The organism is Acidovorax sp. A1169 (genome assembly GCF_030704685.1).
In the GTDB taxonomy this organism is placed as follows: Bacteria; Pseudomonadota; Gammaproteobacteria; order Burkholderiales; family Burkholderiaceae_C; genus Acidovorax.
Genome location: NZ_JAUZDX010000001.1, coordinates 40687 through 63741, shown reverse-complemented (window position 1 = coordinate 63741; position 23055 = coordinate 40687). Strand labels below are relative to the sequence as shown.

The following is a 23055-nucleotide window of genomic DNA, read 5'->3' as shown; positions in this document are numbered from 1 at the left end:
ATTATCGTTCACTGCGGATGACCGACTCCCAATCCAGGCCAAACCGGGCCAGATATTTGCGCAAGCGGTCGGCGTCATTGATCACCGTGCGCTGCGCGCGCGAGGCCTGGAACAGCTGGCGCCCCGAATCGGACAGGGTTCGCGCCTGGCGGCACACGCGCAGCACGGCGGCCAGCTGAAGCTGGTCGAACAGGTCCATGGCGTCCACGGCTTCTTCGCCCAACAGGGCAGTCAGATCAATCGCATCAGCAGCCCTCGCGCCTAAGAGCCCATCGCGTGCATCCTTGGCCGGTTGCCACAGCCACTGCAGCCGCGCGATCTCGGCCTCCACCAGGGGCAGCCCGATGCGCCCGCTGTCCGCCAGAGTGGCCAGGCGCGTGGCGCTGGCCGAGAGGTCGCGGAAGTTGCCGCTCCACAGCGCATTGGGCGACTGGGCGTAGCGCAGATAGGCCGTGCGCGCCTCGGCCGACAGGCGCACCGTGCGGCCCAGCTCCGTGCCGGTGCGCGCGAGCAGGTGATCGAGGTTGGGCTCGATGTCCTCGGGGCGCTGGGCCAGGCCCGGTAGCTGGTAACTCCAGAGGTTGATGCGTGCGTACAGGTCTTCGCGGAAGCGCCCCGCCGCCACCTCGGTGCGCAGGTCGCGGTTGGTGCCAGCGATCAACTCGAAATCACTGGCCACCTCGCGGTCGCTGCCCATGGGGTAGAAGCGCTTTTCCTCCACCGCCTTGAGCAGCATGGCCTGCTCGTCCAGGCCCAACTCGCCGATCTCGTCGAGGAACAGCACGCCCTTGTGTGCCGTGCGCAGCAGGCCCGCGCGGTCGGCGGCGGCCCCCGTGAAGGCGCCCTTCTTGTGCCCGAACAGCGTAGACGCCGCCCCATCGCCATGCAGGGTGGCGCAGTTCACTTCGACGAATTCGCCCTCCACCTGGTGCCGGGCCTTCTTGAGTTCGTACATGCGCCGCGCCAGGTGCGACTTGCCCGCACCCGTGGGCCCGGTGAACAGGATGGGCGCACGCGAGCGCACCGCCACACGCTCCACCTCGTCGATCAGCGCGTTGAAGCGCGCATTGCGCGTGGCGATGCCGCTCTTGAGGAAGTCCACCGCATCGCGCTGCTCGGCGCCGAATCGCTGGGCGATGACGTCATAGCGCGACAGGTCCAGGTCGATCAGCGCATAGCTGCCCGCATCGCCCATCTGCTGGCGCCGGGGCGGCGAGGTCTGCGCGAGCACGCCCGGGATGCGCCGCGACTCCACCAGCAAAAACAGGCAGATCTGCGCCACGTGCGTGCCGGTGGTGATGTGGGTCCAGTACTCCTCACGTTCGGTGTCGAAGCGGTAGGTCTGCACCCAATCGAACAGCCGGGCATAGACCTCGCCGAAGTCCCAGGGGTCGGCGATCTCCATGGGCACCAGCCGCACCGTGGTCTCCGGCGAGGCAATGGCGATGTCGTTGCGCACCTGGTGCGCCAGCTCCTGGTGGGCCGGCGTGTACAGCAGCTCCATGCGGTGCACCACCATGTCCTCGTGCTGCACCAGCGAGACGGTGGGCCGCCACTTCTCCCAGCGGCCCGCGCCCTTGCCGGAATCTAGCTGGGTACCGATGAAGCCCATCACCACAACACTCTTCATGGATAAATTACTAGCTCAAAAAATAATTTCTCATTTTAAACACTCCATCAATCAAACAGTACCTGTCAGAAACATTCGAAAATTCCTCAATCAAATCAATTGCTTGCGAATTTCCTCACGCCACACCGGCGAGCTGGCACACCCATTGCGATCACAGTACCGAGATCGACAAAAAGACAACATCAGAGGAGTTCCACATGGTCAACACCCAACTGTTCCAGACGCTGCGCGGCACGCTGATGCCCACCGCCAACGCACTGAACGAAGCCGGCGGCGCGGCCTTTCTGCTATCGCCCAAGCACCAACTGGCTCAGTTGGCCGCCACCGGTTGCCTGAGCCACACCTTCTACGCCAAGGCCGAAAGTCAACTCGACACCGTTCTGGCCCTGGCCAGCGAGGTGGATCCTGTGTTCGTGGCCAAGACTGCGGTGTATGCACGTCGCGCTGGCCATATGAAGGACATGCCGGCGCTATTGGCCGCTTCGCTGGCCCAGCGTGACGTGGGACTGCTGACGCAGGTGTTTGGCCGGGTGATAGACAACGGCAAGATGCTGCGCAACTTCGTGCAGATGCTGCGCTCCGGCGCGGTGGGTCGAAAGTCGCTGGGAACCCGCCCGAAGAAGCTGGTGCAGCAATGGCTGCTGTCGGCTACCGAAGCGCAGTTGCTCAACGCATCGGTGGGTACCACGCCGTCGCTGGCGGATGTGGTGAAGATGGTTCACCCCAAGCCTGCTGAAGCATGGCGCGCAGCCTGGTTTGCCTGGCTGATCGGCCGTCCCTACGACACCGCAGCCCTGCCTCCGCTGACGCTGTCCTTCGAGTGCTACAAGCGCAACCGGGCCGCCGAGGTGCCGGACGTCCCCTTCCAGATGCTGACCGCTCTCGACCTGGATACGCAGGCCTGGGCACGCATCGCAGAGCGCGGCTCGTGGCAGATGGTGCGCCAGAACCTGAACACCTTTGCCCGCCACGGCGTGTTCGCACTGCCCGGGGTGGCGGATACGGTGGCCGCGAAGCTGCGCGATCCGCAGGCCGTGGCCAAGGCACGGGTGCTGCCGTACCAGTTGATGGCGGCCTACACCGCTGCCGGCCCTGAGGTGCCGACGGTGGTGAAGGAAGCGTTGCAGGATGCGATGGAACTGGCACTTGCCAACGTACCGCAGTTCGCGGGCCGTGTGGTGGTTTGCCCCGACGTGTCCGGCTCCATGGGCTCGCCAGTCACGGGTTACCGCAAGGGCGCCACGACGGCGGTGCGTTGCATCGACGTCGCAGCCCTGGTGGCTGCTGCGGTCTTGCGCAAGAACGCCGATGCCCGTGTGCTGCCGTTCGAAACGAAAGTGGTTGCACTGCGACTCAATCCGCGGGACTCGGTGATGACCAATGCGTCCAAGCTGGCTGCGATCGGCGGCGGCGGTACTGCATGCAGCGCTCCGTTGGCCTTGCTGAACCAGGAGAAGGCACGCGCCGATCTGGTGGTGCTGGTGTCCGACAACGAGTCGTGGGCCGATGCGGCGCGTGGCCGCTCGACGGCAACGATGCACGAATGGGCCCAGTTCAAGTCGCGCAATCCGGCGGCACGACTCGTGTGCATCGATATCCAGCCCTGTGCGACCACCCAGGCGCAGGAGCGCGACGATGTGCTGAACATCGGCGGCTTCAGCGACGAGGTGTTCACCCTGCTGGCCCTGTATGCGGCTGGCGGGCTGGGCGCTGACCACTGGGTGGGAGTGATCGAGGAAACCGCGATCTGAAGTGAGAGGGAGCCGCGGACCAGCGTCTGCGGCTCCCGATTCGGAGGAATGATTGAACGTCGTCGTTCGGCGAATGCAGGTGTGACTACATCCAAAGCCAGTCACACCAACCGTTTGTCGCCGAACGGGGACCCAGGTTATGTGCGAATGCAGGCAGGACTACATCTGGTTGGACCGGGGTTCGAATCCCAGCGCCGCTTCGGTGGCGTGGTCGATGTCTTGCCGTTCTTGTCGCACTGTTTTTTGCAGCGAATGCTGGTGGAACTACAGACTATTAATCTCGGGGTCGCAGGTTCGAATCCTGCCGGCTGCAAAGCCGTAGCTCAGTGGATAGAGCACGTAAAACGTTTCACCGATCTTGTCGCTGCTCTTCATCAACCGAGGAGTTTGGCGTTTCTTTGACGAATGCAGATGGAACTACTGTGTCGCGGGTTCGATCCCCGTCCGCCCGCTGGCTACAGCGGTGGTAGCTCAGTTGGTAGAGCAAGCCGTTCCATCCCCCCTTGTCGCAAAGAGATGGCCAGGATGCAGTTTATGGGGTGAATGCAGGTAGGTTTACAGGTAGAGCGTCGTGGCCTCGGTCACGGAGGTCCCGGGTCCGAATCCCGGTCTGCTTTGGCAGATAGCTCAGTTCACAACCCTCCGCTCCTCGTCACCTCTCTTTTTTACGGGCGCGCTGGCACAGAAGGGAGCGCCACTGCCAAAAATGTTGTTATTGCCGGCAGGTCGGGTAACACCGAGTGCAGCGGGAGAGTCGGTGAGCGGGCAAGGTTGAGGATGCAGGTGCTGGCTCTGATGACGGGTCTGCCACTGGCGCGCGTTTCCAACCGTTCACTGGGCCAGCGGAGTAAAGCACCCTGGTCGCTGCAAAGATGCGGGTTCGCTCAGAGCTGCGAAGCGGCGCTGGACGTGGCAAAGCCACGGGCCGAAGGCCGAGGGCGCAGCCCGAGCAATCCCGTCGCGTCCACCAGATAGGAAAAGAAAGAAGAACAAGAGGAACACCATGAAACAGACCGCACGCGAGAAGCGCCTGGCAAGGCAGGCACCGTCGCCGCTCACACCCGAGTCCATCGGACTCGATGCCACGCTGTATGCCGATGCCGTGCGCTACCTCTTCGATCGCCCTGTACCGGGCAAGAAGGAGCAGGAGTGGTACTGGGACAACGATGAACCGGAATTCAAGGTAACGCCCCTGCAATGGACCCACATCCAGACCGCGCTGTTCGCCAACGCGGGCGCCGACCTGGCGCCCTACAGCGACGAGCAGGTGGGCATGGGCCTGAACTGCGTGATGAGTACCAATGCCGGCGACATCCCCCTGCAGGTGCTCGACCCCTCGGTGCCACTGGCGGATGCGGTGCGCATGCTGCAGGCCTTTCCCCGGTTGTGGAGCGACTGCATCGGCCCGCGCAGGGCCCACGTGTACGAGACCATCGGCACCAGCAGCGGCCGCCTGGGCTTTGTCTGCTACATGTGGTTCGACGTCTGGCCGACCTTCTGGAACGCCAGGCACATCCCCGAATGGCGGGATGCGATGTGGCAGGTGTTCTGCCAGATGCTGGACGTGCCCTGCCGCGACGTGCAGGTCTCGGCCCTGCACGGCATCGGCCACGAAGGCCGCGCCCTGCTGCGCCCCCGGGAGCTGCAGGAGCGGGTGGAGCAATTCATCCGCAGCGTGCCGGCGCATGACGAGGAGCTGAGGAACTATGCGCGCGCCGCGGCCCAGGGAATGGTGCAGTAGCCGCGCCATACGAAGGACGGAACGGCGCACAACGCGCCATGGAGAGAACGAAGATGAAAGCACAAGCAACCGCGAGCGGAACCGTACTGCCCCCTGCCCTGCGCACCGTGGTGGAAGCTGCGTACGCCGCTTTCCAGCACTACGGAGCCCCCACGGGCACGCTGGACGTATGCCTGGCCTGCTGCATGGACGAGGCGATGGAGCGCGAGATGCGCCGCCTGCCGCTGCGCCAGATCTCGACCCGGCACTTCTACGAGTACAACGGCTCTGCCAAGAGCAGCGAGCAACCCGCAGAGGAACTGGCTTACTTCCTGCCCCGGATGCTGGAACTGCTGGCCCAGGGCGATGAACTGCACCATTCGACCGAGCTGTACCTGGACCGGCTGGGCAACTGCGGCGCCCATGCGCTGTCGCCCCGTGAGCGGGCTGCCGTGGATGCGTTCGCGCTGGCTTTCTTCCGCGAAGGACTGGGCCAGGTCGGGCGCGAGCCCAGCCCGTTCAATGGCGCGAACGCTTTCGACATCCTGCTGATGTTCCACAAGGGCGGCGTGTCCATCGCTCCCCTGCTGGCACATTGGCTGCAGGACGATCGGGAAAGCGCTGTGCTGCACTACGCCAATGCCAGCTACTGGGATTTCTGGGGCCAGCGTGAAATACAGAATGCCTTCGCAGAAGACCAGCCGGAGTTTCGCGAAACGATGAAGGCCTGGCTGCTCGACGCGGGCAACCGGCAGCGCTTTGCGAAGAAGATCCTAGCGATGGATACGAGCGCCATGGGCCCGCCCGCGCACTGCACCTGCGGCAACTGCATGGGCCCGCGCCAGGTGCTGGAATCGGTGTTTGACATGATCAGCGAATGAACATCAACCAACAGAACAACAACGAATAGAAGGAAAAAGAAATGAGCTACCTGCAACGCAACGTGGAAAACGGCGTCCCCATCAAGATGTGGACCCAGGGCGTCCCTGTGGAAGAAGAGGCCCAGAAGCAACTGGAAAACGCGGCACGCCTGCCCATCGTGTTCAAGCACGTGGCGGCCATGCCTGACGTGCACTACGGCATCGGCGCCACGGTGGGCTCGGTGATCCCCACCTTCAAGGCCATCATCCCGGCCGCAGTGGGCGTGGACATCGGCTGCGGCATGATGGCCTGCAAGACCACGCTGCATGCCAACGACCTGCCCGACAACCTGGCGCCCCTGCGCTCGGCGATCGAGAAGGCCGTGCCGCACGGCAGCAACCCGCGCCGCATGGGCCGCGACAAGGGCGCGTGGGAAACGCCGCCCGACGAGACCGATGTGGCATGGGCAGCGCTCAAGGGCGAGTTCGATGCGATCTGCGAGGACTACCCGCGCTTTCGCAACACCAACAACCACAAGCACCTGGGTACGCTCGGTACCGGCAACCACTTCATCGAGGTGTGCCTGGATGAGCACGGCAGCGTGTGGTTCATGCTGCACTCGGGCTCGCGCGGCGTGGGCAATGCCATCGGCACCCACTTCATCGAGCTGGCCAAGAAGGATGCCGAGCTGCACCAGCGCAACCTGCCCGACCAGGACCTGGCCTACTTCGAGGAAGGCGCCCAATACTTCGGCGACTACGTGCGCGCCGTGGGCTGGGCGCAGAAGTTCGCGCGCGCCAACCGTGAGGTGATGATGCAGCGCGTGATCGCAGCGGCCCGCAAGGTGATCACCAAGCCGTTCGAGGCGCATGTGGAGGCGGTGAACTGCCACCACAACTACGTGAGCCGCGAGACGCACTTCGGCGAGGACGTGCTCATCACCCGCAAGGGTGCAGTGAGCGCCAAGGCCGGCGAGCTGGGCATCATCCCCGGCAGCATGGGCGCCAAGAGCTTCATCGTGCGTGGCAAGGGCAACCCCGATAGCTTCATGAGCTGCAGCCACGGCGCGGGTCGCAAGATGAGCCGCACCAAGGCCAAGAAGATGTACACCATCGCCGACCAGATCGCCGCCACCGAGGGCGTGGAATGCCGCAAGGACGCCGACGTGATCGACGAGATCCCGATGGCCTACAAGGACATCGACGCCGTGATGGCCGCCCAGGAAGACCTGGTGGAGGTGGTCTATACCTTGAAGCAGGTGGTGTGCGTGAAGGGATAGACCCCTTTGCACCTCCATCGCAACCATTGAACGGAGCCGGCGCTGGCCAGACCAGCGCCGGCATCAGCACATGCACAAAGAACAGCAAGAAGAACAACAGGAATTCCTGCAATCGGCCCACCCCATCGATCCCGCCATGCGCGTGCAGATCATGGACAACCTCAGCGCCATCGAGGCGCAGCACCAGGTCACCATCCTGTTTGCCTGCGAATCGGGCAGCCGGGGCTGGGGCTTTGCCTCGCCCGACAGCGACTACGACGTGCGCTTCATCTATGTCAACCGCCTGCCCTGGTACCTCACGGTCACGCCAGGGCGCGACGTGATCGAAGTGCCCATCAGCGGCGACCTGGACATCAACGGCTGGGACCTGCGCAAGGCGCTGGGCCTGATGCGCGAGTCCAACCCCACGCTGCTCGAATGGCTGCGCTCACCCGTGGTCTACCGCGAGGACGGGCCCGCCATGGATCGCTTTCGCGCGCTGGCCGAGACCGTGTTCTCCAACGCCAAGGGCTGGCACCACTACGCCTCCATGGCCAAGAAGAACTTCCGCGAGCACCTGCAGGCCGACGAGGTGCGCTACAAGAAGTACCTGTACGTGCTGCGCCCGCTGCTGGCCGCGCGCTGGATACGCGCGCGCCCGGGCGTGCCGCCCATGCGCTTTGCCGAACTGGCCCAGCACACGCTGGACCCGGTGGGCGACGCCGTGCTGATCGCCGAGATCAACGCCCTGCTGGAGGTGAAGATGCGCGCGGGCGAGGCCGCGACCAGCCCGCGCTGGCCCGGCATCCACGCCTTCATCGAAGCGGAGCTGGCACGCAATGCGGCCGAGCCCGTGCAGCCCCTGCCCGTGCCGGGCCATGCCGCGCTCGATGCATTGCTGCACGACACGGTGCTGCGCTTCAACGCGCCCCCAGCCAAGGAGGCACCATGCTGACACTCGACGGCTCCCAGGGCGAAGGCGGTGGCCAGATCCTGCGCACGGGGCTGGCCTTGTCCATGGTCACCGGCCGGCCGCTGCGCATCGAGCGCATCCGCGCCGGCCGCGCCAAGCCGGGGCTGATGCGCCAGCACCTGGCCTGCGTCCAAGCCGCCGTGGAGGTCAGTGGCGGGCAGGCCGAAGGGGCAGAGCTGGGCTCGCAGTCGCTGCAGTTCACACCCGGCGCGGTGCGTGCGGGCGACTACACCTTCCGCATCGCCGGCGCCGGCAGTTGCCTCTTGGTGCTGCAGACCGTGCTGCCCGCGCTGATGCTGGCCGATGCGCCCAGCCGGATCCAGCTGGCGGGTGGCACGCACAACCCGATGGCACCGCCGTTCGACTTTCTGCAGCGCTCCTACGCGCCGCTGCTGGCGCGCCTGGGCGTGGGGCTGGCGCTCACGCTGGAGCGGCGCGGCTTCTATCCGGCCGGCGGGGGCCTGCTGCATGCGCAGATCACGCCTGCATCGCAGCCCTTGACACCGTTTGACCTGACCGAGCGCGGCGCGCCCGTGAGCGCCTGGGCCGAGGCGCTGGCCCCGGGCCTGGCGCGCAGCGTGGCTGCGCGCGAACTGGAGGAACTGGGCCGGCGCCTGGGCTGGACGCACGAGGCCGATCAGTTGCGCGCGCCTGGCGTGCGCCAGCACGAAGGGCCTGGCAATGTGCTGCTGGCCACGCTGGAATATGCGCAGGTGACCGAAGTGTTCTGCCAGTTCGGCGAACGCGGGGTGTCGTCCGAACTCGTGGCACGCCGGCTGGCCGACGAGGTGCTGGCCTTCCAGCGCAGCACGGCGGCCACCGGCCCGCACCTGGCCGACCAGTGGATGCTGCCGCTGGCACTGGCCGTGTGGCGCACTGGCAGGGCGGCCAGCTACACGGCCAGCGAGCTCACGGACCACACGCGCACGAACGCGGCGGTGATCAACGCCTGTCTGCCGGTGCGGGTGGCGACCGAGGCCATGGGCGGTGCCAGCCTGGTGCGCATCGAGCCCCTGCCCGTGCCCTGAAGGCCCAGCCGTGCCCATGGGCTCCGGACTGGGCCAAAATGGCCCTTTTGCATTTCCCCTTCCATCCTTCGCCTGACCAGGAGACGCCATGAAAGTCGACACCATTCTGCAGACCATCGGCAACACGCCGCACGTGCGCATCAACCGCCTGTTCGGCAGTGCCGCCAACGTCTGGGTCAAGGCCGAGCGCGCCAACCCCGGCGGCTCGATCAAGGACCGCATCGCACTGTCGATGGTGGAGGACGCCGAGCGCTCGGGCGCGCTGCAGCCGGGCGGCACCATCATCGAGCCCACCTCGGGCAACACCGGCATCGGCCTGGCGCTGGTGGCCGCCGTCAAGGGCTACAAACTGGTGCTGGTGATGCCCGACAGCATGAGCATCGAGCGCCGCCGCCTGATGCTGGCCTACGGCGCGACGTTCGACCTGACCCCCAAGGAAAAGGGCATGAAGGGAGCCATCGCCCGCGCACAGGAACTCCTGGCCCAGACGCCGGGCGCCTGGATCCCCCAGCAGTTCGAGAACCCCGCCAACATCGACGTACACGTGCGCACCACGGCGCAGGAGATCCTGGCGGACTTTCCCGACGGGCTCGACGCCATCATCACCGGCGTGGGCACGGGCGGCCACCTCACGGGTGTGGCGCGCGTGCTCAAGGCGAAGTTCCCGCAACTCAAGGTGTTCGCGGTGGAGCCCTCGGCCTCGCCCGTGATCTCGGGCGGCGCGCCCTCGCCGCACCCCATCCAGGGCATCGGTGCAGGCTTCGTGCCCAAGAACCTCGACACCACCCTGCTCGACGGCGTGATCCAGGTCGATGCCGAACCGGCCCGCGAGTACGCACGCCGCTGCGCACGCGAAGAAGGCATGCTGGTGGGCATCTCCTCGGGCGCCACGCTGGCAGCCATTGCCCAGAAGCTGCCCGAGCTGCCGGTGGGCGCGCGCGTGCTGGGCTTCAACTACGACACGGGCGAGCGCTACCTGTCGGTCGAAGGCTTCCTGCCTGCCTAACCCCCTGGGGTGGGCCGGTGCTGCACAGGCTGACGGCCCACCGTCCTACAGCGTCACCGGCCTGCGGCCGGAACAATCAAGGTGATACCACCCTCGGCTGCCAGTGCATCCGGGCGGTGGACCGCACCAAGGGGGTGCGGTACCTTTTCAGATTGTTTCCATGGCGCATACCTCCGCATCCCAGCCCATTGCCTTCAAGGTATTGACCGTGAATGTGCACAAGGGCTTCACCACCTTCAACCGGCGCTTCATGCTGCACGAGCTGCGCGATGCCGTGCGCAACGTGGCGGCGGACCTCGTGTTCTTGCAAGAGGTGCTGGGCACACACCACCGCCATGCGGGGCGGGTGGAAAACTTCCCCCAGGAGCCCCATTACGAGTTCTTGGCAGACACCATCTGGACCCAGTTCGCCTATGGCCGCAATGCGGTGTACGACAACGGCCACCATGGCAATGCGCTGCTGTCCAAATTCCCGATCACGCACTACGAGAACCACGACATCTCGGTGAGCGGACCCGAGCGGCGCGGCATGCTGCATTGCATTTTGCAGCCGCCCAAGCACCACAGCCCCGTGCATGCCATCTGCGTGCACCTGGGCCTGCAGGAAGCCCACCGCCAGCGCCAGCTGCGCAGCGTGTGCGATCTGGTCAACAGCTTCGATCCCGACGAGGCGGTGGTAGTGGCCGGTGACTTCAACGACTGGCGCGGCCGCGCCCATGAAGTCCTGCGCGAGCGGGCCAACCTGCACGAGGTATTCGTGCAGTCCACCGGGCGTGCTATACGCACCTTCCCCGCATCGATGCCCCTGCTCGCGCTGGACCGCATCTACGTGCGCAATGCCTCGGTGCACACGCCGCTGAACCTGCCCAAGAAGCCCTGGGACAAGCTGTCGGACCACGCACCCCTGGCTGCGGAGATTTCGCTATGACGCGCGCATCACAGTCCCCTCGCTGGGTCCCTGGAAACCAGTTCGAGCTGCTCGAGAACGGGGAGGACTTCTTTCCCCGGGTGTTCGATGCCATTCGCAAGGCACGCCGCGAGGTGATGCTGGAGACCTTCATCCTGTTCGACGACAAGATCGGCCAGGAACTGCATGCCGTGCTGCTGGCTGCCGCGCAGCGCGGGGTGCAGGTGCATGTGCTGGTAGATGGATTCGGCTCGCCCGACCTGTCGGACCAGTACCTGCGTGCCCTGGTGGAAGCCGGCGTTCACTTTCGCGTTTTCGACCCCGGCAAGCGCGTGATGGGCCAGCGCCTGAACGTACTGCGCCGCATGCACCGCAAGATCGTGGTGGTGGATGGCGAACTCGGCTTCATCGGGGGCATCAACTACTCCGCCGACCACGTGGCCGATTTCGGGCCGGAAGCCAAGCAGGACTACGCCGTGCAAGTGCGCGGCCCCATCGTCGCCCAGATGCACCATTTCACGCGTGAAGCGGTGCTCGACCCCGATGACCGCCGCCGCAACAAGGCGTCCAACACGCGCGGGTTGCCGTACGAGGGCACGGCGCATGCCATCTTTGTCACGCGCGACAACCACGGCCATACCAACGACATCGAGCGCCACTACCGCATTGCGCTGCGCTCGGCGCGCAAGCGGGTGGTGATCGCCAACGCCTATTTCTTCCCCGGCTACCGCTTCATCCGCGAGATGCGGCGCGCGGCGCGGCGTGGGGTGGACGTGCGCCTGATCCTGCAGGGCCAGCCCGACATGCCCATCGTGAAGACGGCGGCAGGCCTGCTCTACGACCACCTGCTGAGGGCCGGGGTGCGCATCTACGAATACTGCGACCGGCCGCTGCACGGGAAGGTGGCACTGGTGGACGACGAATGGTCCACCGTGGGATCGAGCAACCTGGATCCGCTGAGCCTGTCGCTCAACCTCGAAGCCAATGTCATCATCCGGGACCGGGCCTTCAATGCCAACCTCTACGCGCGCCTTGCACACCTGATGGAGAACTCCTGCAAGCAGGTGGAGCCCACGCCCAAAAGCCGCTGGGAAGGCCTGCGGCTGGTGCGCAGCTACTGCGTGTTCCACCTGATGCGCTGGTTCCCGGCCTGGGCCGGTTGGCTGCCCCGCCACGAGCCCACCATCTCGCTGGTCAAGGCCAGTGCGCTGGCAGCCGACAATCCCCAGGCGGCTTCGGCCACTTAGGATACCGCCCATGAGCGCTCCCGCCACCCACCCTTTGCGCGGGACTGCCACGCCACCCTCCACCGCAGCCCCGCACAAGGGGACTGGCCGCTGGAGCACCCTGCGCAACAGCCGCTGGTGGCCGTGGGCCATCACGCTGGTTACCGGCGCATTCGTGCTGCTGATCGGCGCGCTGTTGTTCCGGCAGGCCCGCAGCGTGGATTGGGGCGCCGTGTGGAATGCGCTGATCGACCTGCCCATGGCCGCGCTGCTCGGTGGCGCTGCGCTGGCGTTCGCCAGCCACGGCATCTACAGCAGCTTCGACCTGTTCGGGCGCTACTACACCCGGCATGGCTTGCCGGTGGCACACACCGTGGGCACCACACTGATCGCCTACCCGTTCACGCTGAACCTGGGCTCCCTCATCGGCGGGGTCACGGTGCGCTACCGGCTGTACTCGCGCCAGGGCCTGTCGGTGGGCGACATCGGCCAGGTGGTGGCAATCAGCATCATCACCAACTGGCTCGGCTACTTCGTGCTGGCGGGCGCGGTGTTCTGGCTCTGGACGCCGCAACTGCCCGAGGGCTGGGACATGGCCTCCGGCCAGTTGCGCTGGATTGGCGCCGCCATGGCGGGCGTCACCGCAGCCTACCTGGTGGCCTGCGTGTGGCGCCGGGGCCAGCCGCTCACGCTGCGGGGCCACAGCTTCCCCATGCCGCACTGGTCGGTGGGATTGCTGCAGGTTGCAGTGTCTTCAGTGAACTGGATGGTGATGGGCGCAGCGATCTGGCTGCTCACCCAACAGCAGGCGCCCTATGTGGCGGCCCTGGCCACGGTGTTGCTGGGTGCCGTTGCCGGGTTGATCTCGCGCATCCCCGCGGGCCTGGGCGTGCTGGAGGCCGTGGGTACGGCCGTGCTGTCAGCCTATATGCCGGCGCCCCAGGCGCTGGCCGCCATCCTCGCCTACCGCACGCTCTACTTCTTTGCGCCGCTGGCCGTCGCCGCGCTGGCCTTCGGGGTGGTGGAACTGCGTTGGCGCAAGGGTGGGACAAGCACGCCGGCACCGGCCTCGGCGACCTCTTCGAACTGAACAGCCCCCGTGCGGGCAAAATCGAGGGCCTTTTGCCCCTGCCACGCGCTTCATGTCCTCTTCCCTCCCCGCCACCCCGCTGCGCATCACCGCGCAGCAAGGCCAGGCACCGCTCTCGCTGGCACAACAGTCGTTCAACGGCTTGCTCGCGCAGATCGCAGAACAGCGCGAGATCCTGGCTGCATGGAACCAGGCCATCGACGCCTACCACCAGCGCTACGCCAAAGACGTCGCCCCCCTGCTCGACAGGTACTACGCTGCGCACGCCGGCCTGGTGAACGCCGTGGTGGAGGCCTCGGCGCGCAAGGGCCTGGGCCGCACGCTGCTGCGGGACCTGCATGCCGTGATCGCCCGGCTCGCTGGAGACCTGGCCCACAACGTGCGCGATGCCGCCACGCGCGCAACGATGCAGACGCTGCACGCCCAGTACACCGAGGAGCCGCTCGGCACCGAGGAAACACCCGACAGCACCGACGCGCTGCGGCTGCCATCCGCAACCGAGCCGGAATCCCCCGAAGACATCGTGCGCCGTGTGGAGGAGGAAATGGAGGCCCGTCAGGCGCGCGCGCAACAGGAGCGTGAGCGCCACCGTGCCGGCCGCGCCCGCAAGCCCAGCGCGCAGGAGCGTGAGCAGCAGGAAGCCGCCCAGGAGGCCAGCCAGTCGGTGCGCGCGGTGTACCGCAAGCTGGCCAGTGCCCTGCACCCCGACCGCGAGCCCGACGAAGCCGAGCGCCTGCGCAAGACCGCGCTCATGCAGCGCGTGAACCTGGCCTATGCCGCCAACAGCCTGCTCGACCTGCTGCAACTGCAGCTGGAGGTGGAGCAGATCGACGCGCAGCACATGGCGGGCGTGGGCGACACGCACCTGCAGCGCTACAACCAGGTCCTCACCGACCAACTGGCCGAGTTGCGCCAAGAGGTGGTGACGCTGGAGAACACGATGCGGCTGCAGTTGGGCGTTGCATCCAAGCGCAAGCTGCAGCCCGGCCAGCTGATGGCCCAGTTGCGCAGCCAGGTCCAGGCACTTGAGCACGACATTCCGCTGCTGCAGCGGGAGGTGCAGGCGGTAGCCGACAACGACTACCTCAAGCAATGGCTCAAGGCACAGGCCGCCGACATGCTGGACCCGGACTGAGCACCCTGGCGGGCATGGCAGGACCGCCTCCTTTAAAATACCAGCCCCACGACATTGCCACCGCCCGATCGACACGGGCCTGCAAGACCATGATCCGCCTCTCCGAAATCAAGCTGCCGCTGGCAGCCGTGCCGGCCGACGCCGCCGAGCACCCGCTGGACGCATTGCGCGCCCAGGCCGTTCAGATCCTGGGCATCGCCCCGGCCGACATTGCCGCCGTGCACGTGCACAAGCGCAGCTTCGACGCGCGCAAGGCCGACCTGCTGGCGGTGTACATCATCGACCTCGCCCTGGCCGACCCAGTGCGCGAACCCGCCCTGCTCGCCCAGCATGCCGGCCGCCCGCACATCCAGCCCACGCCCGACATGGTGTGGCAGCCGGTGGGCCAGGCGCCCGCCGACCTGGCGCTGCGGCCCGTGGTGGTGGGCTTCGGGCCCTGCGGCATCTTTGCCGCACTGGTGCTGGCGCAGATGGGCTTCAAGCCCATCGTGCTGGAACGCGGCAAGCCGGTGCGCGAGCGCACCAAGGACACCTGGGGCCTGTGGCGCAAGCGCGAGCTGCATGCCGAAAGCAACGTGCAGTTCGGCGAAGGCGGTGCCGGCACCTTCAGCGACGGCAAGCTCTACAGCCAGATCAAGGACCCGCGCCACCTGGGCCGCAAGGTCATGGGCGAGTTCGTCAAGGCCGGGGCGCCCGAGGAAATCCTCTATGTGGCGCACCCGCACATCGGCACCTTCAAGCTGGTGAAGGTGGTGGAGAACCTGCGAGAGCAGATCATCGCCCTGGGCGGCGAGATCCGCTTCGAACAGCGCGTGACCGACGTGGTCGTCGAAGGCACGGGGGAGAGCCGCCACCTGCGCGGCCTCACGGTGCTCAACCAGGCCACGGGCGAAACCACCGAACTGCGCGCCGACCATGTGGTGATGGCGCTGGGCCACAGCTCGCGCGACACCTTTTCCATGCTGTATGAGCGCGGCGTGGCCATGGAGGCCAAGCCGTTTTCCATCGGTTTCCGCGTGGAGCATCCGCAGGGCGTGATCGACCGCGCCCGCTGGGGCCGCCATTCCGGCCACCCCTTGCTGGGCGCTGCCGACTACAAGCTGGTGCACCACGCGGCCAACGGGCGCGCGGTCTACAGCTTCTGCATGTGCCCCGGCGGCACGGTGGTGGCTGCCACCAGCGAGCCGGGCCGCGTGGTCACCAACGGCATGAGCCAGTATTCGCGCAACGAGCGCAATGCCAACGCTGGCATGGTGGTGGCCATCGACCCCACCGACTACCCGACCGATGCCGAGGCCTTTGCGCTGCACCTGGGCGCGACCTATGGCGCCGAAGCGCAGCCGGCCGGGCAGCACCACCCGCTGGCAGGCATCGTGATGCAGCGCCAGCTCGAATCCAATGCCTATGTGCTGGGCGGCCGCGACTACAGTGCGCCCGGCCAGTTGGTGGGCGACTTCATCGCCGGGCGCGATTCGAAGCAGCTGGGCGACGTGGAGCCTTCGTACAAGCCCGGCGTGGCCCTGGGCGACCTGCATGCCGCCCTGCCCGGCTACGCCATCGAGGCACTGCGCGAGGCACTTCCGGCCTTCGGCCGCAAGATCAAGGGCTTCGACATGCACGATGCGGTGCTCACCGGGGTGGAGACGCGCACCTCGTCCCCCCTCAAGATCGGGCGCGGTGAGAACCTGCAGAGCCTGAACACTGGCGGGCTCTACCCGGCAGGCGAGGGTGCCAGCTACGCGGGCGGCATCCTCTCAGCCGGGGTCGATGGAATCAAGGTCGGCGAGGCCGTGGCCCGCGCCCTGCTGGGCACGGCCTGAGTCCACGGCCCCTATGGCCATCCTGCTTCCAGCGCCCACGCGCGCACAGTTCATCACCGCCGCACTGGCTATGGCCGCAGTCGTGCTGGCCTCCAACATCCTGGTGCAGTTTCCGATCAACGACTGGCTCACCTGGGGTGCCATCACCTACCCGGTGGCCTTCCTGGTGAGCGAGCTGGTCAACCGCCGCCATGGCCCGCAGCATGCGCGGCGTGTGGCCTGGGTGGGTTTCGCGGTGGCCGTGGCGGCCTCGCTGGTGCTGGCGCCGGCCCGCATCGCGGTGGCCTCGGGCACGGCCTTCCTGCTGTCGCAGTGGCTGGACATTGGCGTGTTCGACCGCCTGCGCCACGGCAGCTGGTGGCGCGCGCCGCTGGTCGCCACGCTGCTGGCGGCCGTGCTGGACACGGCCATCTTCTGGAGCATTGCCTTTGCAGGCACCAGCGACCCGTGGATCACCTGGGCCCTGGGCGACCTGGCCGTGAAGCTGGCGCTGGGCGTGGCGCTGCTGCTGCCCTTTCGCCTGCTCATCGGCAGCAGGGCAGCGGCTCTTCACTGACGCGCTTGCTTACTTGCGTTGCAGGAAGTCGACGGCCAGCGCAGCCAGGGTGCGCGCGCCCACAGGCAACTGGTCTTCGTCGATGTCGAACAACGGCGAGTGGTTGGACGGTGCCTTGGTGAAGTCTGCGCCCTTGGGTGGCGCGCCCAGGAAGTAGAAGAAGCCAGGGGCCACCTTCTGGAACTCGGAGAAGTCTTCCGAACCGCTGACCTTGGGGATGATCATGGCCTTGCCACCGGTGGCCAGCTTGAGCGCAGGCAGCGAGGCTTCGGTCAGCGCCGCAGGATTGGAGGTCACGGGGTAGGCCACGGGGCCGAAGCGCACCTTGGCCTTGGCACCGCTCGATGCCGCGATGGACTCGGCCGTGGTGGTGATGCGCTTGAGTGCCTCCTGGCGCATGCCTTCATCGAAGGTGCGCAGCGTGCCCAGCAGCTCCACGTTGTCGGGAATGATGTTGTAGCGCGTGCCGCCATGGATGGAGCCGATGGTGATCACGGCCGGCTCCTGGCTGATGTTGAGCTGGCGGCTCACCACCGTCTGCAGGCCCAGTACCACCTGGCTGGCAGCCACTACCGGGTCCACCGCGTTCCAGGGCGACGAGCCATGACCGCCGCGGCCTTCGACCTGGATGCTGATGTTGTCCGAGCCCGCCATCAGCGGGCCGCTGCGGTAGCCCACCACGCCGGACGGCAGGTTGGCCGTGATGTGCAGGCCGTAGATGGCCTGCACGTCTTTCAGCGCGCCCTCTTCCACCATGGCCTTGGCGCCGAAGCTGGGGACCTTGCCGCTGGCGTCGGCCTCCACCGGCGCGCCTTCCTCGGCGGGCTGGAAGATGAACTTGATGGTGCCTGGCAGCGTGGCCCGCATGCCGGCCAGGGCCTCTGCCGCGCCCATGAGCATGGCCACGTGGGCATCGTGCCCGCAGGCATGCATGACCGGCACTTCCTTGCCCAGGTAGTTGGCCTTGACCTTGGAGGCGAACGGCAGGTTGGTGTTCTCGGGCACGGGCAGCGCATCCATGTCGGCGCGCAGGGCCACCACCTTGCCCGGCAGCCCCCCGCGCAGCGTGCCGACCACGCCGGTGCCGCCCACGCCGGTCTGCACCTCCATGCCAAGGCGCTTGAGGTGCTCGGCCACCAGCTTGGCGGTGCGCACTTCCTGGCCCGACAGTTCGGGGTGGGCATGGATGTCGCGGCGCCAGCCGACCATCTTGCCGGCCACGCCGTTCACGGCAGCATCAATGGCCTGCAGGCCAGCGGCATCCAGGGCCTGGGCGTGTGCGGAAGACACCAGGGCCAGGCTGCCGGCCACGAGGCCGGCGGCAATGGCGATCGACGAGAGGGTTTTGTGCATGAGGAGGGTCCGTGCAAGGGGGATAAAAAAGAACGAGCGTTCATGCTACGGGTGCCCAGATGTTTCATGACAAGCGAAAATCGCCATCTACAGAGCCGATACCGCCATGCCCGCACCCACCTTCCGCATCGACATTCCGCTGGTGCCTGAATCCTCATTGGGCACTGCCCTGCACTTCATCGACCTGTTGCGCAGCGCCAACCTGCTGGCCCGCCTGCGGTCGGGGAACCAGGCGCCGCGCATGGATTGGCAGCTTCTCGATGCCGACGGCCAGCCCCTGCCCGCCTTGACCGGACCGTGGGCGCACTACACCGCTGCAGGACCGTCCACCGACGTGCACAGCGGCCCGGCACAGGCGGTGTTCATTGCCTCGTTCCTCGCGGCCGACATCCCGGCCATCCGCCAGGTGGTGGCGCGCCACCCCGCGCTGGTGCGGCAGGTCGGCATTGCAGTGGATGCCGGGCAAAAGCTGCTGACGATGGGCGACGGCGCCTGGCTGGCCGCAGCCAGCGGCCGCCTGCAGGGGCGCACGGCCAGCCTGCCCTGGTTCTACATGGCTGGCTTTGCGCGGGACTTCCCTGGCATCCCGCTGGTGCCGGGGCGGGACTGGAGCGACGATGGCCCCTGGCTGAGCGGCGCCCTGCCCCACAACCTGGTGGACCTGGCCATCGCCCTGGTGCGCCACGCCTTTGGCGAGGAAATGGCCCGGGCCTGCGCCACGGTGATGGCGCCCGACCACCAGCGCGCGCAGGCCGCCCTGCAGGCCAATGCACAGCAGCACATCCCGGCCACGCGCGACAGCACCCTGGCGCGCGCCATCGCCTGGATGGAGGCCCACCTGGAAGAGCCGTATTCACTGGGACGCCTGGCGCAGGCCGCATCAGTGAGCACGCGCACCCTGCTGCGGCATTTCCAGGCCGAGCTGGCGCAGTCGCCGCTCGACTACCTGCATGCCCTGCGCTGCGCGCGCGCCAAGGTGATGCTCGAAGTGACGCTGGAGAGCGTGCCCAGCATCGCCGGGGCCTGCGGCTATGCGGACCCCGCGGCCTTTCGCCGCATCTTCGTGCGGCACACTGGCATGCCACCGGCCGAGTACCGCAAGCGCCATGCCTTGCGCGCCCCGCGCAGGCGCTGGCGGGTGGAAGTGGGTTGAGACCGGGCGGTTGGGCTGCCTGGCCGCGCCTATCGCAGCGTGCCCGTCGAGGGCAGGCGAAACGCCTCCACCAGTTCGGCCAGCTGCTGCGCCTGTACGCGCAGGCCCTGCGCGGCGGCCGACGATTCCTCCACCAGCGCGGCGTTCTGCTGCGTCATCTGGTCCAGTTGGGATACGGCCTCGCCCACCTGGCTCAGGCCCGTGGTCTGCTCGCGCGCGGCGGTGCTGATCTCGCCGATGATGGTCGCCACCTGTTTCACCGAGTCGACGATCTCACCCATGGTGCTGCCAGCCGCGTGAACGAGTGCGGAGCCTTCATCCACCTGGCGCACGCTGTCGCTGATCAGGCCGCCGATCTCCTTGGCGGCCGTGGCCGAGCGCTGGGCCAGGCTGCGCACCTCGCTAGCCACCACGGCGAAGCCCCGGCCCTGCTCACCGGCGCGGGCGGCTTCCACGGCGGCATTGAGCGCCAGGATGTTGGTCTGGAAGGCGATGCCATCGATCACGCTGGTGATGTCGGCAATGCGGCGGGACGACTGGGCGATGCCCTCCATGGTGCCCACCACCCGGTCCACCGCGTCGCGCCCGCGCTGGGCCACGCCGCTGGCACCCGTCGCCAGGCCGCTGGCCTGCGCGGCCGCGTCGGCGCTGTGGCGCACGGTGGCCAGCAGCTCTTCCATGCTGGCGGCGATTTCTTCGAGGTTCGAGGCCGTCTGCTCAGTGCGGGCCGACAGGTCGCTGTTGCCCGCCGCGATCTCGCCGCTGGCATCGGCCACCGAGGCGCTGGCCCCGCGCATGCCCACGACCAGCGCCGCCAGACGTGCCTGCATGTCGCCCAGGCGGGCCACCAGGGCCTGCAGTTCATCGCGGTTGCCGGTGTCCGCGGCGGGCAGGTGCGAGGTCAGGTCGCCCTCGGCGATGCGGTCGGTCACGTCCGAGGCCCGTGCCAGGGGCCGCAGGATGGAGCGCGACAGCAACCAGGCGCACACCAGGCTCAGCAGCAGCCCCAGCGCGGAGCCTGCGGCCAACAGCAGGGTGCCCATCTTCTCGCTGCGGGTGGCCGCCGCGCGCGCATCGGCCACGCGCTGGCGCTGGTATTCGGCCAGCTCGTCGACCGCCTTGGCATAGGCATCCGCCGCTGGGCGCAGGGTGCCGGCAATGGCGTCTGCAGGCAGGGCCTCGCCGGCCTTGCGGCGCTTGACCAGATCGTCGCGCACGCTGCGGAACTGATTGCCCGCCTTGTCGATGGTGTCGAAGATGCGTTGCGAAGCGGGGTCTTCGGTCAGCTCGTCGAGCCGTTTGCGCACCTCGCTGGAGCGCGCCGACGTGACCTTGCGGTCGGCGTCGATGCGCGCTGTGTAGGCCGGGTTGTCGATCTCCAGCAGGGTCTCGGCCCGCACCGAACTGAGCACCACGATGGCGTGCAGCTCGCGGGCCAGCAGGGCCCGCTCGGAGGAGGCGCCGCCCAGGTCATCGGCGATGTCCTGCAGCTCCGCCAGCCGCCAAATCCCCACTGCTGACGACAGGAACATTACTAGGCATACGACGCCAAAGGCGAGGGCAAGGCGGAACGCGACACGCGTTTGGGTGAGGGACATGGTGCAGGCCTGTTGGTGGGGTCAGTGAATACTGGATCTGTAGCAGATTGCAACAAATACGGGTTATCCCTTATATCGTCAATATGAGACGAATACTTGAACCCAGCGTGCCTTCTGCCAGCCCCTTGCCAGCCTCGTTCCTGCCAAATGGCAGGAAAGGGCGTTTTTCAAGGTCACCCTGCCGCCGCACCCCTCAGCACGCTCGCCGCCGCTGCGGCACGCAGTTCGCCGGACAGTTCCGGGCTGCGGACGGCGCGTGACAGCACCAGTGCCCCCACCAGTTGCGACAGCGCAGCCAAGGCCTTCTCGCGCCGCTCGGCGGGTTCGTCACTCTGCATGAGCGGTTCCAGCATGCGCAGGAAATTGTCGATCCCGGTTTCGAACGTGCCCTTCAGCGCTGGACCAGCGCGGACCACGTCACCGGCCAGGGCCGCCATCGCACAGCCTTTGGCGGTGTGCTGGCAATGCAGATCCGAGAGGTAGAACCCCACCAGCGACTGCAGCGCTTCGGCCGGCGGCTTGGCAGACAGCTCCTCCCAGTAGTGCTGGTTGGCCATGAGTGCGCGCTCACATGCCAGGCCGGCCAGTTCATCCTTGGACTCGAAATGGCCATAGAAGCCGCCCCGGGTCAACCCGGCGGCCTGCATCAACTCGTTCAGGCCGATGCCGTCGAACCCTTTTTCACGGAACAACTCGCCTGCCACATCCACGATGCGTTCGCGGTTGGCCTCGGCCTGCGCCCTCGTCACTTTCATGGCTTCTCCTTGTGCTTGACTTATTTTACATGTTGATCGACATTTATATTTATTCATGTCGGTCAACATTTAAAAGGCATCCCCATGAGAGCATTGATCACCGCCTATGCGCGCACTCCGTTCCACTTCGCACGCAAAGGCGCCCTGGCCCAGGTGCGGCCCGACACGCTGGCCGCCGAACTCATCAGGAGCCTGGTGCAGCGCACCGGCATCGACCCGGCGACGCTGGAAGACGTGATCGCCGGCTGCGCCTACCCCGAGGGCGCGCAGGGCAACAACATCGCGCGCATCGCATCGCTGCTGGCGGGGCTGCCGCACGGGGTCAGCGGGATGACGGTGAACCGCTTTTGCGGCTCGTCGATGTCGGCCGTGCACATTGCCGCCGCGCAGATCGAGGCCGGGCTGGGCGAGGCCTACCTGTGCCTGGGGGTGGAGTCGATGACCATGGTGCCGCAGGGCGGCCTGACCTTCTCGCCCCACCCCACGCTCTACGAAACCAGCGACGCCTACATCGCCATGGGCGAGACGGCCGAGAACGTGGCCGAGCGCTATGCGGTGTCGCGCACCGATCAGGAGCAACTGGCGTTGCAATCCCACCGCAAGGCCGCCGCAGCGCGCGAAGCCGGCCTGCTGCGCAACGAGATCGTGCCCATCGCCCTGCCCGACGGACAGGTGGTGGCCGAGGACGGCTGCATCCGCCCCGCCACCTCGCTCGAAGCGCTGGCCGGCCTCAAGCCCGCATTCCGCGAGACCGGCTCGGTCACGGCGGGCACCTCGTCACCGCTGACCGATGGCGCAGCCGCCGTGCTGGTGACCAGCGAGGCCTACGCCGCGCGCCATGGCCTGCAACCGCTGGCCCGCATCGTGGCCATGGCCACTGCGGGCGTGGACCCGGCCTTCATGGGCCTGGGGCCCATCCCCGCGTCGCGCAAGGCGCTGGCGCGCGCGGGCCTGGCCGCAGCCGACATGGACGTGGTCGAGATCAACGAGGCCTTCGCCTCCCAGGCGCTGACCTGCATCCGCGAACTGGGCCTGCGGCCCGAGACCATCAACCTCGACGGCGGCGGCCTGGCCATCGGCCACCCGCTGGGCGCCACCGGCGCGCGCATCACCGGCAAGGCGGCCGCGCTGCTGCAGCGCCAGGGCGGGCGCTACGCGCTGGCCACCCAGTGCATCGGCGGCGGCCAGGGCATTGCCACGGTGCTGCAGGCGCTGTGACAGCCACCAACCATTTC

Annotated in this window: 20 protein-coding genes; 16 read left to right on the top strand and 4 right to left on the bottom strand. The window is 67.1% G+C overall.

All coding sequences use genetic code 11. From position 1 onward, the window contains the following. Position 1 precedes the first annotated feature (1 nt). Positions 2–1630 carry an RNA repair transcriptional activator RtcR gene (gene rtcR / locus QYL93_RS00280; protein WP_305741797.1) on the bottom strand — a complete coding sequence of 543 codons (1629 nt, stop codon included), beginning with the start codon at positions 1628–1630 and terminating at the stop codon, positions 2–4. A 197-nt stretch (positions 1631–1827) separates the two neighbouring features. On the opposite strand from rtcR, the gene QYL93_RS00275 reads away from it, so the two are divergent. The 14 genes from QYL93_RS00275 (at position 1828) to QYL93_RS00210 (ending at position 16961) form a co-directional block, all read left to right on the top strand. Next, complete coding sequence (locus QYL93_RS00275; RefSeq protein ID WP_305741796.1) at positions 1828–3381, top strand: RNA-binding protein; 1554 nt, start codon at positions 1828–1830, stop codon at positions 3379–3381. 48 nt (positions 3382–3429) lie between these two features. Further along, positions 3430–3783 carry a hypothetical protein gene (locus QYL93_RS00270; protein ID WP_305741795.1) on the top strand — a complete coding sequence of 118 codons (354 nt, stop codon included), beginning with the start codon at positions 3430–3432 and terminating at the stop codon, positions 3781–3783. Positions 3784–4384: 601 nt separating this feature from the next. Continuing rightward, positions 4385–5122 carry a hypothetical protein gene (locus tag QYL93_RS00265; RefSeq protein WP_305741794.1) on the top strand — a complete coding sequence of 246 codons (738 nt, stop codon included), beginning with the start codon at positions 4385–4387 and terminating at the stop codon, positions 5120–5122. A 53-nt stretch (positions 5123–5175) separates the two neighbouring features. After that, positions 5176–5982 carry a hypothetical protein gene (locus tag QYL93_RS00260; RefSeq protein ID WP_305741793.1) on the top strand — a complete coding sequence of 269 codons (807 nt, stop codon included), beginning with the start codon at positions 5176–5178 and terminating at the stop codon, positions 5980–5982. Positions 5983–6023: 41 nt separating this feature from the next. Then, positions 6024–7241: an RtcB family protein gene (locus tag QYL93_RS00255; protein ID WP_305741792.1), complete on the top strand. Its 1218-nt coding sequence runs from the start codon at positions 6024–6026 to the stop codon at positions 7239–7241. Positions 7242–7311: 70 nt separating this feature from the next. Next, positions 7312–8175 (top strand): nucleotidyltransferase domain-containing protein, encoded by an 864-nt coding sequence (locus tag QYL93_RS00250; RefSeq protein WP_305741791.1) that lies wholly within the window; start codon positions 7312–7314, stop codon positions 8173–8175. Beyond that, on the top strand, positions 8169–9221 hold the full coding sequence (gene rtcA / locus QYL93_RS00245) for an RNA 3'-terminal phosphate cyclase (protein ID WP_305741790.1): 1053 nt from the start codon (positions 8169–8171) through the stop codon (positions 9219–9221). Before QYL93_RS00250 ends, rtcA begins: the two co-directional genes overlap by 7 nt. 88 nt (positions 9222–9309) lie before the next feature. Then, positions 9310–10227 (top strand): cysteine synthase A, encoded by a 918-nt coding sequence (gene cysK, locus QYL93_RS00240; protein ID WP_305741789.1) that lies wholly within the window; start codon positions 9310–9312, stop codon positions 10225–10227. Between the two features lie 160 nt (positions 10228–10387). After that, positions 10388–11155 (top strand): endonuclease/exonuclease/phosphatase family protein, encoded by a 768-nt coding sequence (locus QYL93_RS00235; protein ID WP_305741788.1) that lies wholly within the window; start codon positions 10388–10390, stop codon positions 11153–11155. Continuing rightward, entirely contained in the window at positions 11152–12381 is a 1230-nt protein-coding gene (gene clsB / locus QYL93_RS00230) for a cardiolipin synthase ClsB (protein ID WP_305741787.1), read from the top strand. Before QYL93_RS00235 ends, clsB begins: the two co-directional genes overlap by 4 nt. Before the next feature lie 10 nt (positions 12382–12391). Continuing rightward, entirely contained in the window at positions 12392–13450 is a 1059-nt protein-coding gene (locus QYL93_RS00225) for a YbhN family protein (RefSeq protein WP_305741786.1), read from the top strand. Between the two features lie 52 nt (positions 13451–13502). Then, positions 13503–14585: a molecular chaperone DnaJ gene (locus QYL93_RS00220; RefSeq protein ID WP_305741785.1), complete on the top strand. Its 1083-nt coding sequence runs from the start codon at positions 13503–13505 to the stop codon at positions 14583–14585. Positions 14586–14674: 89 nt separating this feature from the next. Beyond that, positions 14675–16405, top strand: coding sequence for an NAD(P)/FAD-dependent oxidoreductase (locus tag QYL93_RS00215; protein WP_305741784.1), 1731 nt, complete (start codon positions 14675–14677; stop codon positions 16403–16405). Between the two features lie 13 nt (positions 16406–16418). Then, entirely contained in the window at positions 16419–16961 is a 543-nt protein-coding gene (locus tag QYL93_RS00210) for a VUT family protein (RefSeq protein WP_370876919.1), read from the top strand. A gap of 9 nt (positions 16962–16970) precedes the next feature. Here QYL93_RS00210 and QYL93_RS00205 read toward each other — a convergent pair whose 3' ends face one another. Next, positions 16971–18314 (bottom strand): amidohydrolase, encoded by a 1344-nt coding sequence (locus QYL93_RS00205; RefSeq protein WP_179682087.1) that lies wholly within the window; start codon positions 18312–18314, stop codon positions 16971–16973. A 106-nt stretch (positions 18315–18420) separates the two neighbouring features. On the opposite strand from QYL93_RS00205, the gene QYL93_RS00200 reads away from it, so the two are divergent. Further along, positions 18421–19467, top strand: a complete 1047-nt coding sequence (locus QYL93_RS00200) for a GlxA family transcriptional regulator (protein ID WP_305741783.1) — start codon at positions 18421–18423, stop codon at positions 19465–19467. 29 nt (positions 19468–19496) lie between these two features. Here QYL93_RS00200 and QYL93_RS00195 read toward each other — a convergent pair whose 3' ends face one another. Together QYL93_RS00195 and QYL93_RS00190 are read right to left on the bottom strand one after the other, a co-directional pair. Next, a complete protein-coding gene (locus tag QYL93_RS00195) occupies positions 19497–21065 on the bottom strand; it encodes a methyl-accepting chemotaxis protein (protein WP_305741782.1) in 1569 nt (522 codons plus the stop codon). Between the two features lie 173 nt (positions 21066–21238). Continuing rightward, on the bottom strand, positions 21239–21889 hold the full coding sequence (locus QYL93_RS00190; RefSeq protein WP_305741781.1) for a TetR/AcrR family transcriptional regulator: 651 nt from the start codon (positions 21887–21889) through the stop codon (positions 21239–21241). Positions 21890–21904: 15 nt separating this feature from the next. Here QYL93_RS00190 and QYL93_RS00185 point away from each other — a divergent pair, with 15 nt between their 5' ends. Beyond that, complete coding sequence (locus QYL93_RS00185) at positions 21905–23038, top strand: thiolase family protein (RefSeq protein ID WP_305741780.1); 1134 nt, start codon at positions 21905–21907, stop codon at positions 23036–23038. Positions 23039–23055 lie beyond the last annotated feature (17 nt).

Coding starts and splice junctions, on each gene's coding strand:
- rtcR (WP_305741797.1), bottom strand. CDS start 1,630: ATGAAGAGTGTTGTGGTGATGGGCTTCATCGGTACCCAGCTAGATTCC.
- QYL93_RS00275 (WP_305741796.1), top strand. CDS start 1,828: ATGGTCAACACCCAACTGTTCCAGACGCTGCGCGGCACGCTGATGCCC.
- QYL93_RS00270 (WP_305741795.1), top strand. CDS start 3,430: ATGATTGAACGTCGTCGTTCGGCGAATGCAGGTGTGACTACATCCAAA.
- QYL93_RS00265 (WP_305741794.1), top strand. CDS start 4,385: ATGAAACAGACCGCACGCGAGAAGCGCCTGGCAAGGCAGGCACCGTCG.
- QYL93_RS00260 (WP_305741793.1), top strand. CDS start 5,176: ATGAAAGCACAAGCAACCGCGAGCGGAACCGTACTGCCCCCTGCCCTG.
- QYL93_RS00255 (WP_305741792.1), top strand. CDS start 6,024: ATGAGCTACCTGCAACGCAACGTGGAAAACGGCGTCCCCATCAAGATG.
- QYL93_RS00250 (WP_305741791.1), top strand. CDS start 7,312: ATGCACAAAGAACAGCAAGAAGAACAACAGGAATTCCTGCAATCGGCC.
- rtcA (WP_305741790.1), top strand. CDS start 8,169: ATGCTGACACTCGACGGCTCCCAGGGCGAAGGCGGTGGCCAGATCCTG.
- cysK (WP_305741789.1), top strand. CDS start 9,310: ATGAAAGTCGACACCATTCTGCAGACCATCGGCAACACGCCGCACGTG.
- QYL93_RS00235 (WP_305741788.1), top strand. CDS start 10,388: ATGGCGCATACCTCCGCATCCCAGCCCATTGCCTTCAAGGTATTGACC.
- clsB (WP_305741787.1), top strand. CDS start 11,152: ATGACGCGCGCATCACAGTCCCCTCGCTGGGTCCCTGGAAACCAGTTC.
- QYL93_RS00225 (WP_305741786.1), top strand. CDS start 12,392: ATGAGCGCTCCCGCCACCCACCCTTTGCGCGGGACTGCCACGCCACCC.
- QYL93_RS00220 (WP_305741785.1), top strand. CDS start 13,503: ATGTCCTCTTCCCTCCCCGCCACCCCGCTGCGCATCACCGCGCAGCAA.
- QYL93_RS00215 (WP_305741784.1), top strand. CDS start 14,675: ATGATCCGCCTCTCCGAAATCAAGCTGCCGCTGGCAGCCGTGCCGGCC.
- QYL93_RS00210 (WP_370876919.1), top strand. CDS start 16,419: ATGGCCATCCTGCTTCCAGCGCCCACGCGCGCACAGTTCATCACCGCC.
- QYL93_RS00205 (WP_179682087.1), bottom strand. CDS start 18,314: ATGCACAAAACCCTCTCGTCGATCGCCATTGCCGCCGGCCTCGTGGCC.
- QYL93_RS00200 (WP_305741783.1), top strand. CDS start 18,421: ATGCCCGCACCCACCTTCCGCATCGACATTCCGCTGGTGCCTGAATCC.
- QYL93_RS00195 (WP_305741782.1), bottom strand. CDS start 21,065: ATGTCCCTCACCCAAACGCGTGTCGCGTTCCGCCTTGCCCTCGCCTTT.
- QYL93_RS00190 (WP_305741781.1), bottom strand. CDS start 21,889: ATGTTGACCGACATGAATAAATATAAATGTCGATCAACATGTAAAATA.
- QYL93_RS00185 (WP_305741780.1), top strand. CDS start 21,905: ATGAGAGCATTGATCACCGCCTATGCGCGCACTCCGTTCCACTTCGCA.